This is a genomic window from Pseudomonas sp. MF09156, assembly GCF_059862305.1.
In genome coordinates this window covers 191,506-209,098 of sequence record NZ_JCBCUR010000002.1, presented here as the reverse complement: position 1 = coordinate 209,098, position 17,593 = coordinate 191,506, and the positions used below count along the sequence as shown (strand labels likewise).

At 63.1% G+C, this 17,593-nt stretch carries 13 protein-coding genes; 9 read left to right on the top strand and 4 right to left on the bottom strand.

What is annotated here, in order from left to right:
* Positions 1 to 65 precede the first annotated feature (65 nt).
* The 5 genes from AC19YY_RS06685 to AC19YY_RS06665 all read left to right on the top strand — a co-directional run bounded on the left by AC19YY_RS06685 (position 66) and on the right by AC19YY_RS06665 (position 9,095).
* Positions 66 to 1,043, top strand: a complete 978-nt coding sequence (locus tag AC19YY_RS06685) for an asparaginase (protein ID WP_170042045.1) — start codon at positions 66 to 68, stop codon at positions 1,041 to 1,043.
* A 50-nt stretch (positions 1,044 to 1,093) separates the two neighbouring features.
* Positions 1,094 to 2,086, top strand: coding sequence for an AraC family transcriptional regulator (locus AC19YY_RS06680; protein WP_057440561.1), 993 nt, complete (start codon positions 1,094 to 1,096; stop codon positions 2,084 to 2,086).
* A 136-nt stretch (positions 2,087 to 2,222) separates the two neighbouring features.
* A complete protein-coding gene (locus AC19YY_RS06675; RefSeq protein WP_169954012.1) occupies positions 2,223 to 3,257 on the top strand; it encodes a histone deacetylase family protein in 1,035 nt (344 codons plus the stop codon).
* On the top strand, positions 3,254 to 4,345 hold the full coding sequence (locus AC19YY_RS06670) for a polyamine ABC transporter substrate-binding protein (RefSeq protein ID WP_169954013.1): 1,092 nt from the start codon (positions 3,254 to 3,256) through the stop codon (positions 4,343 to 4,345). The genes AC19YY_RS06675 and AC19YY_RS06670 overlap by 4 nt, the downstream gene beginning before the upstream one ends.
* A 115-nt stretch (positions 4,346 to 4,460) precedes the next feature.
* Positions 4,461 to 9,095, top strand: coding sequence for a dermonecrotic toxin domain-containing protein (locus AC19YY_RS06665; RefSeq protein WP_500603988.1), 4,635 nt, complete (start codon positions 4,461 to 4,463; stop codon positions 9,093 to 9,095).
* Between the two features lie 3 nt (positions 9,096 to 9,098).
* On the opposite strand, the gene pdxR is transcribed toward AC19YY_RS06665, so the two are convergent.
* Complete coding sequence (pdxR, locus tag AC19YY_RS06660) at positions 9,099 to 10,622, bottom strand: MocR-like pyridoxine biosynthesis transcription factor PdxR (protein ID WP_170057511.1); 1,524 nt, start codon at positions 10,620 to 10,622, stop codon at positions 9,099 to 9,101.
* An 87-nt stretch (positions 10,623 to 10,709) separates the two neighbouring features.
* Between pdxR and AC19YY_RS06655 the strand changes: the two genes are divergently transcribed.
* From AC19YY_RS06655 to AC19YY_RS06645, 3 genes are read left to right on the top strand one after another with little or no spacing between them, the layout of a single operon-like run.
* On the top strand, positions 10,710 to 11,345 hold the full coding sequence (locus AC19YY_RS06655; protein WP_170042039.1) for an FMN-binding negative transcriptional regulator: 636 nt from the start codon (positions 10,710 to 10,712) through the stop codon (positions 11,343 to 11,345).
* Positions 11,342 to 11,788, top strand: a complete 447-nt coding sequence (locus AC19YY_RS06650; protein ID WP_169954017.1) for a GNAT family N-acetyltransferase — start codon at positions 11,342 to 11,344, stop codon at positions 11,786 to 11,788. The genes AC19YY_RS06655 and AC19YY_RS06650 overlap by 4 nt, the downstream gene beginning before the upstream one ends.
* 10 nt (positions 11,789 to 11,798) lie before the next feature.
* On the top strand, positions 11,799 to 12,470 hold the full coding sequence (locus tag AC19YY_RS06645) for a GNAT family N-acetyltransferase (protein ID WP_500603987.1): 672 nt from the start codon (positions 11,799 to 11,801) through the stop codon (positions 12,468 to 12,470).
* A 3-nt stretch (positions 12,471 to 12,473) separates the two neighbouring features.
* Here the strand turns inward: AC19YY_RS06645 and AC19YY_RS06640 are convergent, their stop codons facing one another.
* Complete coding sequence (locus AC19YY_RS06640; protein WP_500603986.1) at positions 12,474 to 12,752, bottom strand: transcriptional regulator; 279 nt, start codon at positions 12,750 to 12,752, stop codon at positions 12,474 to 12,476.
* A 116-nt stretch (positions 12,753 to 12,868) separates the two neighbouring features.
* Here AC19YY_RS06640 and AC19YY_RS06635 point away from each other — a divergent pair, with 116 nt between their 5' ends.
* The gene (locus tag AC19YY_RS06635; protein WP_500603985.1) at positions 12,869 to 14,125 is read left to right on the top strand and encodes an autotransporter outer membrane beta-barrel domain-containing protein; all 1,257 of its coding nucleotides are present in this window, start codon (positions 12,869 to 12,871) and stop codon (positions 14,123 to 14,125) included.
* A 77-nt stretch (positions 14,126 to 14,202) separates the two neighbouring features.
* Here AC19YY_RS06635 and oadA read toward each other — a convergent pair whose 3' ends face one another.
* Positions 14,203 to 16,011, bottom strand: a complete 1,809-nt coding sequence (gene oadA / locus AC19YY_RS06630) for a sodium-extruding oxaloacetate decarboxylase subunit alpha (RefSeq protein ID WP_170042035.1) — start codon at positions 16,009 to 16,011, stop codon at positions 14,203 to 14,205.
* A gap of 11 nt (positions 16,012 to 16,022) precedes the next feature.
* Positions 16,023 to 17,438: an acetyl-CoA carboxylase biotin carboxylase subunit gene (locus AC19YY_RS06625; protein ID WP_029290035.1), complete on the bottom strand. Its 1,416-nt coding sequence runs from the start codon at positions 17,436 to 17,438 to the stop codon at positions 16,023 to 16,025.
* Between the last annotated feature and the right edge of the window lie 155 nt (positions 17,439 to 17,593).

The window sequence follows — 17,593 nt, the reverse complement described above, 5'->3', positions numbered from 1 at the left end:
GACACGCCGCCCGGCCTTGGGCATGCTCTGGGCCCGGCGGCGTTTTTCGTTCAGGAGATTGTTCGATGTCCAAAGCTAACACCCTCATGGTGCTCTACACCGGCGGCACCATCGGCATGCAAGCCAGCGCCAACGGCCTGGCGCCCGCTTCGGGCTTTGAAGCGCGCATGCGCGAACAGCTTGCCCACCTACCAGCGCCAGCCTGGCGCTTTCGGGAAATGTCGCCGCTGATCGATAGCGCCAATATGACGCCCGCCTACTGGCAACACCTGCGCAGCGCCGTGGTCGAGGCTGTGGACGAGGGCTGCGATGGCGTGCTGATTCTGCATGGCACCGACACCCTGGCCTACAGCGCGGCGGCCATGAGTTTCCAACTGCTGGGCCTGCCGGCGCCGGTGGTGTTCACCGGTTCGATGCTGCCGGCCGGCGTGCCCGACAGCGATGCCTGGGAAAACGTCAGCGGCGCCCTGGCAGCGTTGGGTGAAGGCCTGGCGCCCGGGGTGCACCTGTACTTCCACGGCGCACTGATGGCGCCGACCCGCTGTGCGAAAATCCGCAGTTTTGGCCGCCATCCCTTTGCTGCACTGCAGCGCAACGGCGGCGTGGCCAAGGCCCAGGCGCTGCCTGCCGCACTGGACTACCGCCAGCCCAAGGCCCTGGCCAATGTCGGCGTATTGCCGCTGGTGCCGGGCATTGATGCCGGGCAACTGGATGCCCTGGTCGACAGCGGCATCCAGGCACTGGTGCTCGAATGCTTTGGCAGCGGCACCGGGCCCAGCGATAACCCGGCGTTCCTCGCCAGCCTGCAACGTGCGCAGGCTCGGCACATCGTGGTCGTCGCGATCACCCAATGTCATGAAGGCGGTGTGGAACTGGACGTATATGAAGCCGGCAGCCGCCTGCGTGGGGTCGGTGTGTTGTCCGGTGGCGGCATGACCCGCGAAGCCGTGTTCGGCAAGCTGCAAGCCTTGCTCGGCGCCGGGCTGCCCAACGACGAAGTACGGCGCCTGGTCGAGCTGGACCTGTGCGGCGAACTGAGCTGAGCGGCATATAACTTGCTCCACTTCCAGCCATCCCCTGGCTGGAAGTTCCCATGCTGCACTCCCACCTCACTACCCTCAACGCCGTTTCCCTGGTGCTCAGCACCTTCAAGGCCGAAGGCTTGCCCGCCGAAGCGCTGCTGGCCGGCAGTGGCATCTGTGCGGCGGACCTGAGCCGCGCCGACACACGCATCGCCACGCACCAGGAGATGCAAGTGTGCGCCAATGCCGTGGCCTTGCAGCGCGATATCGGGCTGATCGTGGGGCGACGGATGCACGTATCGGCGTACGGCATGCTCGGCTATGCCCTGCTCACCAGTGCCACTTTCGGTGACGCTTTGCGCCTGGCCCTGCGTTATCCGGCGCTGTTGGGAACACTGTTCGAACTGAGCCTTGAGCAAGACGGAGAGCGTATCTGGTTCACCGCCAGCGATTACCGCGAGAGCCCGGCGCTGACCGCCTTCAACGTGGAGCTGTGCCTGGGGTCGCTGAAGGTGATCTGCGACGACCTGCTCGGCCATCCGCTGCCCTTGCTGGGCGCGCGCTTTGAGCATGCTGCGCCGGATTACCAGGCGCGCTATGCCGAGTGTTTCGACTGCCCGTTGCAGTTCCAGGCCACGGCCAATGCGTTCGCCTTCGACCAGCGCTGGCTCGCCCAACCCTTGCCCCTGGCCGACACCGTGACCCACCGGGCCATGGCCGAACGCTGCCGCAAACAGAACACCGAATTCACCGGGCGCGAGGCCTGGCTGGGGCGGGTCCGCCAGTTGCTCGCGGCACAACTGCACGCCGCACCGGGGCTCGATGGCCTGGCCCAGCAGATGAACTGTTCGCCGCGCACCCTGCGCCGGCACCTGCACGACCTGGGCTGCAGCTACCAGGAACTGCTGGACGAACTGCGCTTCGAGCGCGCCAAGCAGTTGTTGGCGCAAGACCAGTGGCCGATCTACCGCATCGCCGAGCAGTTGGGTTTCAGTGAGACCGCGAGCTTCCGGCATGCCTTTGTACGCTGGAGCGGTGTAGCGCCGAGTCAATTTCGAGCCTGACGCCCCATGTAGGGGCGAATTTCGGACAGACAATTTGGCCATATTTATCCCCTTTTGGCCGCTCCTGCCGTTCTCCAAACCTGTGCGCACCGCAACACTGCAAGGCATCCCAACCTGCCTGCGGAGAACAATAAAAATGCTGACGATCTACTCGCACGATCACCACCTGCACCATGGCCGTTGCGAATTGATGGACGGCCAGTTGATGCCCTGCTTCGAAATGCCTTCGCGCGCCGACCATGTGCTGCAACGGGTCAAGGACCGTGCACTGGGCCCGGTGCAAGCGCCCCAGGACTTTGGCCTGGCGCCGCTGCAGCGCATCCACAGCCGCGACTACCTGGAGTTCTTCCAGGGTGCCTGGGCCCGTTGGGTCGAATTCGGCCAGGACGGCGACCTGCTGCCCTACACCTGGCCCGCCCGGACCTTGCGCCGCGTGCTGCCCACCAGCCTGCACGGCCAACTGGGCTATTACAGCTTCGACGGCGGTGCGCCGATCACCGCCGGTACCTGGCAGGCGGCCTACAGCGCGGCGCAGGTCGCGCTGACCGCGCAGCAGGCGATCCAACAAGGCGCCCACAGCGCCTTCGCCTTGTGCCGGCCACCGGGGCATCACGCAGCTGGCGACTTGATGGGCGGTTACTGCTACCTCAACAACGCCGCCATCGCCGCCCAGGCTTTTATCGACCAGGGCCACAAAAAGGTCGCGATCCTCGACGTGGATTACCACCACGGCAACGGCACCCAGTCGATCTTCTATGAGCGCAGCGATGTGCTGTTCACTTCGATCCACGGGCACCCGCAGGCCGAGTTTCCGTTTTTCCTCGGTTATGCCGACGAGCTGGGCGAGGGTGCCGGCGAAGGCTTCAACTTCAATTACCCGTTGCCGGCCGGTGCCGCCTGGGACACCTGGAGCGCGGCACTGGAGCAGGCCTGCCGGGAGATCGAGGGCTATGGCGCCGACATCATCGTGGTGTCCCTGGGCGTGGACACGTTCAAGGACGATCCCATCTCGCAATTCAAGCTCGACAGCCCGGACTACCTGGCCATGGGCGCGCGTATCGCCCGCCTGGGCAAGCCGACGCTGTTTGTGATGGAAGGCGGTTACGCGGTGGCAGAAATCGGCATCAATGCCGTCAACGTTCTCGAAGGTTTTGAAGGGGCAGCCCAATGAACATGCTCAAGTCGCTTGTGCTCTGCGCCGCCGTGCTCAGCAGCGCCGCCCACGCCGAAGAAAAAACCCTGCGGGTCTACAACTGGTTCGACTACATCACGCCCAAGGCCCTGGAAGATTTCAAGGCGCAGAACCCGGCGATCAAGCTGGTGTACGACATCTTCGACACCAACGAAGCCCTGGAAGCCAAGTTGCTGACCGGCAACTCCGGGTATGACGTGGTGGTGCCGTCCAATGTGTTCCTGGCCAAGCAGATCGAAGCCGGGGTGTTCCAACCCCTGGACCGCAGCCAGTTGCCCAACTGGAACCACCTCGATCCCAAGCTGATGAAGCTGATCGAGGCCAACGACCCGGGCAACAAACACGCGGTGCCCTACATGTACGGCACCATCCTCATCGGCTTCAACCCGGACAAGGTCAAGGCCGCCCTGGGCGCCGACGCACCGGTGGACAGCTGGGATTTGATCTTCAAAGAAGAGCACATCAGCAAGCTCAAGCAATGCGGCGTGGCACTGTTGGACTCACCGTCGGAAATCCTGCCCCTGGCCCTGCAGCACCTGGGCCTGGACCCCAACAGCAGCAACCCCAAGGACTATGTCAAAGCCGAAGCGTTGCTGATGAAGATCCGCCCCTACATCACCTACTTCCACTCATCCAAATACATGGCCGATATCGCCAACGGGGATATCTGCGTGGCCGTCGGTTACTCCGGCAGTTTCTCCCAGGCCGCCAACCGCGCCCGGGAGGCCAAGAACGGGGTGATTGTCGACATGCGCCTGCCCAAGGAAGGCGCGCCGATCTGGTTCGACATGCTGGCCATTCCCAAGGGCGCGAAAAACCCGCAGGACGCCTACACCTTCATCAACTACCTGCTGCAACCCCAGGTGATCGCGCCCATCAGTGATTTTGTCGGCTACCCCAACCCCAACAAGGATGCGACCGAGCACGTCGACCCGGCGATTCGCAACAACCCCAACCTGTATCCCACCGAAGCGGCGATGGCCACGCTCTACACCCTCAAGCCCCTGGAGCGCGACGCCGAGCGTGCGCGGACCCGGGCCTGGAGCAAGATCAAGTCCGGCACCTGATCGACCTTGGCCTGGGCGCGCCGGCCCCGGCCAGGGTATTTATCTACCGTCTTCGCCGCCGCCGCAGAAACTACCGTGCAGCTCTTCAAGCCTTCCACTGGCCAAGGAGCTGCAAATGCCCAACGACTCACCCGCCCCCCATAACCGTCCGCCAAGTGCCTATGAGCTGCTGATGCAATTGAGTACCGGCCCCTCCATCCGTGAAGTCGCCGCGAACCTGCTACGTGCAGCCCTCAAGGAGCAATACCCGACACTGAACATCGAGCCGGACCTGGCCATGGTCGTCACACCGCATTGGCGCATCGTCGGCGATGCGATCCAGGCAGCGCCGGCGTCTACCGAATCTCTGACCTCGGTCCTGGCCAACCAGGCCCTGTCGCCTGAGCCGGTGATCTATATCGACGGCGAGCATTTCCTCACCCTGGAGCCCGCAGCCCAGCCCCCCGACCACCTGCCCGTGAAAATCGATGCTATCGCGCGGCTGGTCAACGAGCTGTCGGCCCTGATCTTCAGCGCTTTCCAGGAGCAGCAGTTGGACTACTGGAATGCCTCCAACGGCCTGGCAGGCCCCCGCTGGCAGACACTCGCCCATTCCTTGCGCAACGTGTGGAACGTTACGGCCCAGGAAGGCTGGGATGAGCAAGATTGCGCCATGGCCAGGACGCTGTTCCACTTCCCGCAGCTGGCCAGGCGCAAAACCTCCGATACCTTCCAGACCCACGCTTACCTGGTCGACATTGATGCCAGCCACGAAAACCAGTCCATTCACGTTGGCCTGTCGGATATCGCGGTGCTGATCGGCGTACATGAGCAACAGCAGCGCATCCTCACGTATTCGCTGAGCACTGGTTATGCGAAATTCGACTCCCTGGACGCCTTCGGCCAAGCCCTGCCCACAGGCCTGACGCAAAGTGCGGCGCAGGTGAACGTGCAATGGCGCCTGTACGAACCGCAGGGGGATTTCTTCGAGAGCCAGGCGTGTAACCTGGTCGCCCTGCAACTGGAGGCCATCGGCTCGGTGGGCTCATCCGCTATCGAAGCACCTCCCGCAGCAGCGGTCGGCGGCAAGGCGGTCGCTCGCATCCTGCCGGTGATTGAGGACCTGAGCAGCCACTCACTGTCGAACATCCGCCAGATACATGAAGAGCTTCCCGAGTGGCTGACCGGCGCCTCAGACCTCGACATCTCGACCTACAGCCGCTACCTGATCGACCTGGCCGAACTGCACACCCACAACCACGGGCGCACGTTCCAGGACGGTATCCCGGCAATCCGCGACTACGCCCGGGAGCAGTTGCAAGGCACACTCAAACAGCAACCCAATGGCGCGAGCCTGAACCTGGACAAGGTCGAGATCAGCATCGAGAGCCCGGTGGTCTGGGGCACTTTTGTGCTGCCCGGGGCCAGCGACATCACCCGGCGCAGCCTGATCGACCTGGCCCTGGAAAACCTCACCGGGCTGCCCACAGGAACAACCAGCGTGCTCTACAACGGCGGCAAGAGCCCGACCTGGCTGACCTACACCTACCTCAAGGACCTGATCGAAACCCTCGATATCGGCGAACACTACCCGGCGCTGATCAAACGCACCCTGCTCGACGACCCAGCTGAGTCGAAGAGCCGGCAGACCCTCTACACCTCGCACTTGCGGGTGCAACTGCCGCTGCTGGCCTTGCAGTGGAAAATCCAGCGCCTGCATGGCATCGACGAGCGCGGTTACCGCTATGTGGCGGCGGCCGTGCAGGCAGAGGCGCACGAGCGCCAGGTGGAAGGGCAAGAGATCGTGTTCCGCCGCCTGGCCTTTGTCCCGACCTTGCGCCCCAGCAAGGAACAGGATGGGGTGGCGAATATGTTCGTGATCGGCCCCCGCGACCACACCCAGGGCCCGTGCCTGCTGTATCGCCCGTTGCTGGCTCCGGTGCTGATCCAGTTCCCGTCCCGGCAAAACCTGCTGTATGCGATCAAGCATCAGCGCACCCTGCGCGATTCGGTGCTGGCCTGGCTGGCCGAAGACATACGCTTTAACTACGAGCAGTACGTGTTCCCCGCCGCCCTGCCCTCGCCATGGACGGTGGTGCGCGCGCTGGTGGAACCGCAAGTGGTGCTGCAAATGAGTGGCCCCATGGCCCTGAGCGACGAAGTGCTGGGCAATGATGCCCTGGCGACGTTGTTCACGGACAACGCCAATGCGCTGGTGGAGCTGGCCAACCGCCAATCGGTGTCCAATGTGCAGAAGCGCTGGGCCAGTTACCGGCAGGCCGGCTGGATGATCTTCGGCGCGGCGCTGCCCTTTTTGGGGCGCACGGTGGGGATCGCCGCATGGATCTGGCAAATCATGGACGACCTGCAAGCCACGGCCCAGGCCGAACCGGGGCCCAATGGGGAGGTTTCCTGGACGGCTCAGGTCGACCTGCTGCTCAACCTGGGCATGGCCCTGGTGCTGCACGTGACCTTGCGCCATCCACCTGAGCGAGCAGCGCAAAAGGTGGCGCTGGTGGAGCCTGAACCCACACCGGTAGAACCTGAAACCACGGTTCTGGAAAAGACGCAAAAAGCACTGCCGCCGGCGCCCAAAGTCCTCGTCAGCCAGCAAGCCAACGTGTCCGAGAGCGACCTGGCCGCACGTCATCAAGGCCCCCTGCACAGCAGCGGCGCACTCAGTCGTGCGCGCTCAAGCCTGGGGGCGACCCTGGATCGCTTCAAAATTGACAAACCCGAGGGGCTGGGGGAGCCGATCACGGAGGCCGGGGTGCACCTGCATCTCTATGCCCTTGCCGATAAATGGTACGCACCGGTCGGCCCACGCTGGTTCGAGGTGACGGTGGATGAGAACGACAACGTCATGATCATCGACCCCAAACGCCCCACCCACAACGGCCCCTTGCTGCTAAGCAACCTGGCCGGCCAATGGTTTGTCGACACCCGCCTGCGCCTGCGCGGTGCCGGGTTCAGGAACCGCCGCAAAGCTGCGCAAGCCAAAGCACCTTCGCGCATCCTCGACCTGCGGCAAAAACTCAACGCGTTCAACGCCGACCAGCGACGCGGGCAAACCGAAATCACCCAGGCACATGCGGCGATAGAGCCAAAGCCAGGCCCCTCCTCCGAGCGCCAGCGCGAGGCGTACATCGACAAGGTCGACGCCCGCATGGCCGAATACGACGTGCCCATCCGCCAACTGCGGGCACTGAACATCATCGACACGGTGCCCAATTACCAGGGCAACATGATTGACTATTTGAGCCAACAACTGCTGCTGACCCGTTCGGCCGTTGCGCAACGCCTGCCCATGTTTCGCACCAAGCTATTGACCACGCTCCAGGAGCTGGAAACGATCACCTCGCGGGACGCCAAGCTTCAGGCGCAGCTCGCCGGAACGGTATCAAAGCTCAACCTGGACATGATCAAGCGCCTGCAATACGCCGAGTCGCGTTATCGCGAGCTGGAAAAGCTCGGTATCGAGGGCACCAAAATCATCCAGACCACGCTGCGCGCCTTGCCCCACTTCAAGCTGTACGACCTCAAAGCCCTGCAAATCACCCTGACCCGCTACCTGTGCATCACGCCAGGCACCGGCGAAGCGTTCACCGATGCGCACCGCCAGCTCGATGAAATCGTCAACTGCGCCGATATCAACATCCTGACCTGGGTCGAGACCCTGAGCGAATCGACCATCAGCAACCCGGACGAGCGCCTCGATGTGCTCAACAGCCTGGTAGAACAGTTCGCCATCATTGACCAGCGCTTGCTGGACCTGCACGCCGAATACCCTGAACACGTGCAGCGAGAGCCCCTGGAAGACCTGCGCCAGCGGATCGACGAATTCAACCAGCAGGCGACTCACGAACTGGTGCTGCTGCTGCGTGAGCGCAAGCCCCCGGAACCCAAGGCCGGCTCGTCCAGAACGCCGCAGACGCCGAAAAAAAAGGTTATCAAGACCCGTTTCAGCGGCGTGCTGGTGGGGGAGTTGCGGCCTGACGAGGCAGGCCTGCTGGATGTCAGGGCGCCGGTGACGGGCAAGGTCATTGCCACCTTCCACGAAAAAAGCCCCGGCGTGTGGGTGGAACGCGCAAGGCCTGCCGCAAAGCTGCCCAAGCCACAGGCTGCCGACCTCAATACCAGCATGAACGATGGTCAGCACCTGCTGGATGAGGAACCCGCCGCCACGCAGCGGGTGCTGGCGCATGCCAAAAAAGCCGGACGCATCCCGGTAGAGATCGAAGAAATGCTGCATCAGTACGCGGCACGCCTGGAGCAGGCGGTTAACACGGTCGAGGAGGCGCTGACCCAGCGCAACCTCACCGAAAGCGATCGCCCCTCTGCTGCCACACTCAACCGCAAACTCAACGAGGCGGCGCAACGCCTCTACCAATTGGGCACCAACACCCGTATCAGCATGACCAAACAGCAACTGCCCACCGCCGAACGGGTGGAATGGCTGCACAGCCTGGGGAAGGTAAATATCGTCAAGGTGGTCACCCGCCGACGCCTCAAGGGGCCCGGCAAAAACTATCTGGATGAGTACGCCATCCGCGATCACCAAAGCCAGGAAGTGCTGTGGTATGCGCACTTCCACTACGAATCGCCGCAAGCCGAACTCGACAACTACACCGCCGGCCACCTCAAGACCCGCGACCAGCAAAAGCTCGGCGGCGCGATCCACCGTACGGGCTTGAGCGAGCGCGACCAGATCGCGATTTATCGCAGTGAAATCCGCCCGCCACTGGCGCGTGCCCTGTTCTTCCAGAACTGAGGCTCAACCGGCCTGCCAGGCCCGGCGCAACCGGGCCAGCGCCTGGGCAATAGCCTCTTCGGGCACGGCGGCAAAACCCAGCACCAGGCCGGCACGCAGCTCCGGTGCCGGCCCGGTATCGGGCAGCCAGTAGCTGCTCAGGGCGTTGATCTCCACATCCGCGGCCAAGGCCTGGGCCACCAGTTGCGCTTCACGGGCCAGGCCCTGCACCCGCACGGTGAGGTGCAAGCCGGCCGCAACACCGGGCAGGCTCCCCACGCCCGGCACATCGGCCGGCCAGCCGGCCAGCACGGCATTGCGCCGGCTCAGGGCGGCGCGACGCATGCGGCGGATATGCCGCTGGAAGTGCCCCGCTGCCATGAACTCGGCCATCACTGCCTGGGTGCTGACCTCAGAGTGCCGCACATCCACGGCGCGGCGGCGGGTGAAGGCACTCACCAGCGCCTGGGGCAAAACCAGATAGCCCAGGCGCAACGCCGGGAACGCCACCTTGCCGAAGGTGCCCACGTAGAGCACCCGGCCACTGCGGTCCAGGGCGGCCAGCGGGGCCAAGGGCGCGCCGCTGTAGCGGTACTCGCCGTCGTAGTCGTCCTCGATGACCCAGCCACCGGTGCGCTCGGCCCAGGCCAGCAGCTCCAGGCGCCGGGCCAGGCTCATCACCACTCCCGTCGGGTATTGGTGCGAGGGCGTGACGTATGCCAGGCGGCAATCGCTGAGCGCGTTCAACGCGGTGCAGTCGATGCCGCCAGCGTCCACTGCCACGCCTTGGAGTTTCGCCCCGGCAATGGCGAACGCATGTCCGGCCGCCCGATAACCGGGATTTTCAATCGCCACTCCATCCCCGGGCTCCACCAGCAGCTGTGCACAAAGGCTGATCGCCTGTTGCGCGCCACTGGTGATCACTATTTGCTCAGCAGTGCACTGCATGCCTCGCGAGCTACGCAAGTAGGCGGCGATCAGCCCGCGCAGGCGCGCGTCCCCTGCCGGGTCGCCGTAGCACAACTGCTGCAGGTTCGGCTTGCGCCAAAAAGCCGCATTCAGCTTGGCCCACACGTCAAACGGGAACAGATCGAAGGCCGGCACACCCACGCGAAAAGCCCGTGGCGGGCCAGCCGGCGGCAAGGGTAAATGGTTGCTTTCCAGACGTCCCAAGGCGCCGCTGTGGATAACTGCACTGGATGAAAATCCAGGCAGGTCGGCGTGAATTGTGGATAAAGCTGGGGATAAGCCTGTTGATAACCCTGTGGACACTTTTGTGGATAGTTTTTTTTCCAATTGCGCCACATAGGTCCCGTCACCCACCCGCCCTTCGATAAAGCCTTCGGCATACAGCTGGTCGTAGGCCCGCACCACGCTATTGCGGGAAATCCCCAGGGCCGCTGCCAGGTCGCGGCTAGCCGGCAGGCGAGTGCCACTGGCCAGTCGCCCATCCAGCACGCGCTGGCGCAGCGCCTCGTACAACTGGCGTGTCAGGCCTTGGCGACGATCAAGCTCGATACCAGCAGGGTTAAACGACATGGGCGACATATTGGACCTATGAAATTGGTCTGAGATGGCTCTTACAACGGACCATTAGCCTGCCTAGGATGCACGTATTCGCCAAGGAAAAAATTCATGTACACACCGTCCGCCTTTGCTCTCGACGATTTGCCCGAACAGCAGCAACTGATCCAGCACACGCGCCTGGCGCAACTGGTGACCTTTGGCGAACAAGGCCTGCAAGCCAGCCACCTGCCGCTGCTGCTCAACCCCGACGAGGGCCCCAACGGCACCCTCTACGGGCACCTGGCCAAGGCCAACCCTCAGTGGCGCGACCTACAAAATGGTAGCGAAGCGCTGGTGATCTTCGCGGGCGCCGAGGCCTACGTCAGCCCGGCGTTCTACCCGGCCAAGGCCGAACACGGCAAAGTGGTACCAACCTGGAACTACCTGGCGGTACACGCCTACGGCAAGGCCCAGGTGTTTACCGATGCCGAGCGCTTGCTGGCGGTGGTCAGTGCGCTGACCGATCGCCATGAAGGCCGCCGCGCCCAGCCATGGAAAGTCAGCGACGCCCCGGCCAGCTACATTGACGGCATGCTCAAGGCCATCGTCGGCTTCGTCCTGCCAATCGAGCGCCTGATCGGCAAACGCAAGCTCAGCCAGAACCGCAGCGCGGCCGACATTGCCGGGGTGCGCGAAGGACTGGCCGCCAGCGTTGATATGCGTGACCAAACCCTCGCCCGATTCATTCCCAAGGACCGCACATGAGCCAGATCGAAATCCGCCGGGTAGCAGCCACCGAGCACGCCGCCTGGTTACCGCTGTGGCAGGCCTACCTGCGCTTCTATAACACCGAGTTGCCTGACGCGGTCAGCGCCAGCACCTGGCAACGCCTGCTCGACCCCAGCGAACCGACCCATTCGGCCCTGGCCTGGCAGGATGGCAAGGCGGTGGGCATGGTCAACTTTATCTATCACCGCTCCAACTGGAGCATCGAAAACTCCTGTTACCTGCAAGACCTGTTCGTGGAACCCGGCCAACGCGGCACCGGGGTTGGTCGCCAACTGATCGAGTTCGTCTACACCACCGCCAAGGCCGAGGGGTGCGCCAAGGTCCACTGGTTGACCCATGAGAGCAACGCCACGGCGATCCAGTTGTATGAACGCATTGCCGAACGTCCCGGCTTTATCCAATTTCGCAAAGGCCTTTAAGGAGTACCCCATGTCGACCTCACTTGCAGATTGGAAAGGCGCCCCCGCGCCCACCGCCCAATTGATCGAAGGACGCTTTATCCGCCTGGAAAAACTCGACCCGGCCCGCCACGCCGATGGCTTGTGGCAAGCCCTCCAGGGCCCCGGCGCCGACCCCAAGCTGTGGGACTATTTGCCCTACGGCCCGTTTCCCGAGCGCGCCGCGTTCGACGCGTGGTTGAACAACCACGCGGCCAACAGCGACCCATACTTTTTCAGCGTGATCGACCGCGCCAGCGGCGACGTGCAGGGCATCCTCAGCCTGATGTCGATCGTCCCGGCCCAGGGCCGCATCGAAATCGGCCACGTCACCTTCGGCGCACCGATGCAGCGCTCACCCAAAAGCACCGAGGCCGTGTACCTGCTGGCCCGGCACTCGTTCGAGCTGGGCTACCGCCGCCTGGAATGGAAGTGCAACAACGGCAACGCCCGCTCCCAATACGCCGCCGAGCGGCTGGGATTCAGTTTTGAAGGGGTGTTCCGCCAGCATATGGTGGTCAAGGGGCAGAACCGCGATACCGCGTGGTACTCGATCCTCGATGGGGAATGGCCGAAGGTAGGCGCGGGGTTTGAGGCGTGGCTATCCGAGACTAACCAGACAGCGGATGGGCAGGCGAAAAGCCTGGCGCAATGCCGGGGCTGACGGTCAGTTCAGCGACCGCTGGACCTTGACCACACCCATCTGCAAACCGAACGGCCGGAACACCGCGTTCAACGACTTGAGCGTCTGATTGCCCCCGCCATGCTCGATATGCACCAGGGTGCGCAGGGAAATCTTGCACATCCTGGCGCATTGGCTCTGGTGCACTCCGGTGGCGTCCACGCCCAGCCGACGCACGGCTTCGCCGATCTGCAGGGTGCCTTCGGCCAGGCCCTGCTTTGCGCTCTGGATCAACAAAGCGCGTGTCCAGGCCACAACCCGCACGTACGTATTCGCCCCGGACTAAAGACATCTCCCTCCCACCTAAAACGCTGCTCCTGACAGTTATCCCTCCGCCGCCTCGCTAAATTCCCCGCCTCACATATCAGAGGTCGGACCCTATGCACTGCACATCCAAGCGACTCGCCCTTGCCATCACTTTCATGCTGAGTGCCTTGAGCATTCAATTGGCCGCCGCACGCGGGGATATGGGGCCACCGCCCAGCGAACCGGACCCGGCCAGCCCTTTTTATTTCATTGACTACGCCACCACCGGCAATGGCCGGGGCGTGGCCCAGGTGCTGGACCGTGCAGTGGATGCCTTGCTGGAGTCAGGCAACCTGAGCGTGCGCGAGCAGTATCTGATTGCAGATGACGCCCGCTATATGGGCAACCTGGCCCCCGGAAGAATCGGCGCGGTGCTTGAGCAACTGGCCGGCAGCCAGAACGCCAACCTGGGCAACGTCACCCAAAGCAGCCTCAAGCCACTGCAAAGCAGTTTGCTGTCGGCCATGGGCGAGATGAACGGCGACGCCAACAGCCGCGTCTGGCTGCAAGGCCTGGGCAACGCCGGCAGCCTGGACGGCCAGCACGGCGGTGGTGATTTGCAACAGCGTAACCAGGGCCTGGTGCTGGGCGCCGATTGGGCCGTGGACCCCGCTTGGCGCGTGGGTGTAATGGGGGCCAAGACGACCAGTGACCTGAGCGCCAAACGCTTCAAGGCCGCGCTCGACAGCTGGCACCTGGGGGCATACGCGGTGCGCCAGGACGGACCGTTGGCGTTGCGCCTGGGGGCAATCCACAGCCACCACGCCGGGCTGAACAAGCGCAGTGTCGATTTTGATTTCATCGACCATCAAGAGCAGCTCAAGGGCAAGTATTCTGCGCAAAGCCAGACGCTTTTCAGCGAGCTGGGCTATCGCGTGGACCACGGCAGTTTCACCGTCGAACCGTTCGCGGGCGTCGGTTATCAGCGTTACCAACGCGAGCGCTTCAAGGAAAAAGGCGGCCTCAGCGCCCTCAATGTCGGCGAGCAGACCCAGGCGAACCTCAACAGCACCTTCGGCCTGCGCATGACCAGCCTCTATACCCTGGACAACCAGATGACCCTCAAACCCCACGCCAGCGCCAGCTGGAAGCACTTGTACGGCGACGTCGACAGCCGCGTGCGCCAGTCGTCGGCATGGGTGAACAAGGACGAGTTCAACAGCACCTTCACCATCGAAGGCACGTCCCTGGACCGCGACAGTATGGCGCTGCAAGCCGGGCTGGGCCTGGGCATCTCCACCAGCCAAAGCCTCGGCCTGACCTACACCGGCGATTTTGGCGCCCGCAGCAACAGCCAGGCCGTCATGGGCCAATGGACCCTGAGCTTCTGATTGGCGCTTTATTACAGGCAAAAAAAGGGGGCAACATGCCCCCCCGAGGATTAAGCGGTAGTGTCGAAGGCTGGATATCAGCCTTCGATTTCGATCAGGATTTCGCCCGGGTTGACCCGGTCGCCCTTGGCTACGTGAACGGCGGTGACTTTGCCGGCGATGGCCGCCTGCACTTCGGTCTCCATCTTCATCGCTTCGGTGATCAGCACGGCCTGGCCGGCCTTGACCACGTCGCCTTCCTTGACCAGAACATCGACGATATTGCCCGGCATCGCCGTGCTCACATGGCCCGGCGCGCTGGCCTGCTTGCGCTTGCTGGTGCCGCCGCCGACAAACTCGTTGAGCGGTTCGAACACCACTTCTTCCGGCATCCCGTCGATGGACAGGTAGAAGTGGCGCTTGCCTTCGGCCTTGACGCCAACACCGGTGATATCCACGCGGTAGCTTTCACCGTGTACGTCGATGACGAACTCGGTCGGCACACCTTCACCGCCAGCACGGGCTACACCACCGGCTTCAGGGATCGGCAGCAGCACTTCAGGGGACAAGGTGCCGGCATCGCGCTCTTCCAGGAACTTGCGCCCGATATCGGGGAACATGGCGTAGGTCAGCACGTCTTCTTCGGACTTGGCCAATGCGCCGATCTCGCCGCGCAGCTTGGTCATTTCCGGCTTGAGCAGGTCGGCTGGACGCACGTCGATCACGTCTTCGCTGCCGATGGCCTGGCGCCGCAATTTCTCGTTCACGGTGCCCGGCGCCTTGCCGTAGCCGCCTTGCAGGTACAGCTTCACTTCATTGGTGATGGTTTTGTAGCGCTCGCCAGCGAGCACGTTGAAGAACGCCTGGGTGCCGACGATCTGCGAGGTTGGCGTGACCAGCGGCGGGAAGCCGAGGTCTTCGCGCACCCGTGGGATTTCCGCCAGCACTTCGCTCATGCGGTTGAGGGCGCCCTGCTCTTTCAACTGGTTGGCCAGGTTGGAAATCATCCCGCCCGGCACCTGGTTGACTTGCACGCGGGTGTCGACGGCGGTGAATTCGCTTTCGAACTGGTGATATTTCTTGCGCACGGCGTAGAAGTACAGGCCGATTTCCTGCAGCAGTTCCAGGTCCAGGCCGGTGTCGAATTCGCTGCCTTTGAGGGCGGCGACCATCGACTCGGTGCCCGGGTGGCTGGTGCCCCAGGCGAAGCTGGAGATGGCGGTGTCGATATGGTCGGCACCGTTTTCGATGGCCTTGAGTTGGCACATCGCGGCCAGGCCAGCGGTGTCATGGGAGTGGATAAAGATCGGCAGGCTCTGCTCGGCCTTCAGCGCCTTGACCAGTTCACCGGTGGCGTACGGGGTCAGCAGGCCGGCCATGTCCTTGATCGCGATGGAATCGCAACCCATGGACTCCAACTGCTTGGCCTGGGCCACGAACGCCTCGATGGTGTGCACCGGGCTGGTGGTGTAGGCGATGGTGCCCTGGGCGTGCTTGCCCGCAGCTTTCACCGCTTCGATGGCCACCCGCAGGTTACGCACGTCGTTCATCGCGTCGAAGATGCGGAACACGTCGATACCATTTACCGCGGCCTTGGCGACGAAGGCCTTGACCACATCGTCGCTGTAGTGGCGGTAGCCCAGCAGGTTCTGCCCACGCAACAGCATTTGCAGGCGCGTGTTAGGCAACGCCGCGCGCAGTTTGCGCAGGCGCTCCCATGGGTCTTCTTTCAAGAAGCGTACGCAGGCGTCGAAGGTCGCGCCGCCCCAGACTTCCAGGGACCAGTAGCCGACTTTGTCGAGCTTGTCGCAGATCGGCAGCATGTCGTCGGTGCGCATGCGGGTGGCCAGCAACGATTGGTGGGCGTCGCGCAGGATGGTGTCGGTTACGAAGATTTTCTTAGACATTGGAATGTTCCTCACAGGCCTGCGTGGGCGGCGATGGCGGCGGCGATGGCCAGGGCCAGCTCTTCGGGTTTGCGCTTGATCGAGTAGTTGGTCAGCTCAGGGTGGCTTTCCACAAAACTGGTGTTGAACTGGCCGCTGCGAAATTCCGGGTTGCGCAGGATTTCCTGGTAGTAGGCGGCGGTGGTCTTCACGCCTTGCAGGCGCATGTCGTCCAGGGCACGCAGGCCGCGGTCCATGGCTTCTTCCCAGGTCAACGCCCACACCACCAGCTTCAGGCACATGGAGTCGTAGAACGGCGGGATGGTGTAGCCGGTGTAGATCGCCGTGTCGGTACGCACGCCAGGGCCGCCGGGGGCGTAGTAACGGGTGATCTTGCCGAAGCTTGGGAGGAAGTTGTTCTTCGGGTCTTCGGCGTTGATACGAAACTGCAACGCAAAGCCACGGTGCTGGATATCTTCCTGTTTTACCGACAGCGGCAGGCCGGAAGCGATGCGGATCTGCTCGCGGACGATATCAATGCCGGTGATTTCTTCGGTGATGGTGTGCTCCACCTGCACCCGAGTGTTCATCTCCATGAAGTACACCTCGCCCTCGGCGAGCAGGAACTCCACGGTGCCGGCGTTCTCGTAGCCCACAGCCTTGGCCGCACGCACCGACAGGTCGCCGATATAGGCGCGCTGCTCGGGGGTCAACTGGGGGCTGGGGGCGATTTCGATGAGCTTCTGGTTACGGCGCTGGATCGAACAATCGCGCTCGAACAGATGCACCACGTTGCCAAAGCTGTCACCGAGGATCTGCGCCTCGATGTGCTTGGGATTGACGATGCATTTTTCCAGGAACACTTCCGCCGAACCAAAGGCCTTGGTGGCCTCGGAGATCACGCGGGGGAAGGCTTGTTCGAGTTCTTCACGGCTGTTGCAGCGACGAATGCCGCGCCCGCCACCACCGGAGGTGGCCTTGAGCATCACCGGGTAGCCGATGCGGTCGCCTTCGGTCAGCGCCTCGGCGATGTCGGCGACGTTGCCTTCGGTGCCCGGCGTCACCGGCACGCCGGCCTTGATCATGCTGCGGCGCGCTTCGGTCTTGTCGCCCATGCGGCGAATCACTTCGGCCGATGGACCAATGAACTTGATGCCGCGTTCGGCGCAGATATCCGCCAGTTCGGCGTTTTCCGACAGGAAGCCGTAGCCTGGGTGCAATGCATCACAGCCGGTTTCCACCGCCAGGTTCACCAGCTTGCGCGGATTCAGGTAGCCGGCCAGGGGCTCGGCACCAATGCTGTGGGCCTCGTCGGCGCGCTTGACGTGCAAGGCATGCCGGTCTGCGTCGGAATAGACCGCCACCGAACGGATACCCATTTCGGCACAGGCCCGCACGATGCGGACGGCAATCTCACCACGGTTGGCGATCAGGATCTTTGTTATCACTTGGAAATTCCCTTGAGCCGATTGCTGCGTTCATCGACCTGCTAGACCAGGTCGGCGCGTGACCAAATGTTTCAAGCCAGTCGCGAGACACACACTATGCGCACTTAGGGATTAACAAAAATCAATAATTATTGGGTTGTGTATAAGTAAAGACT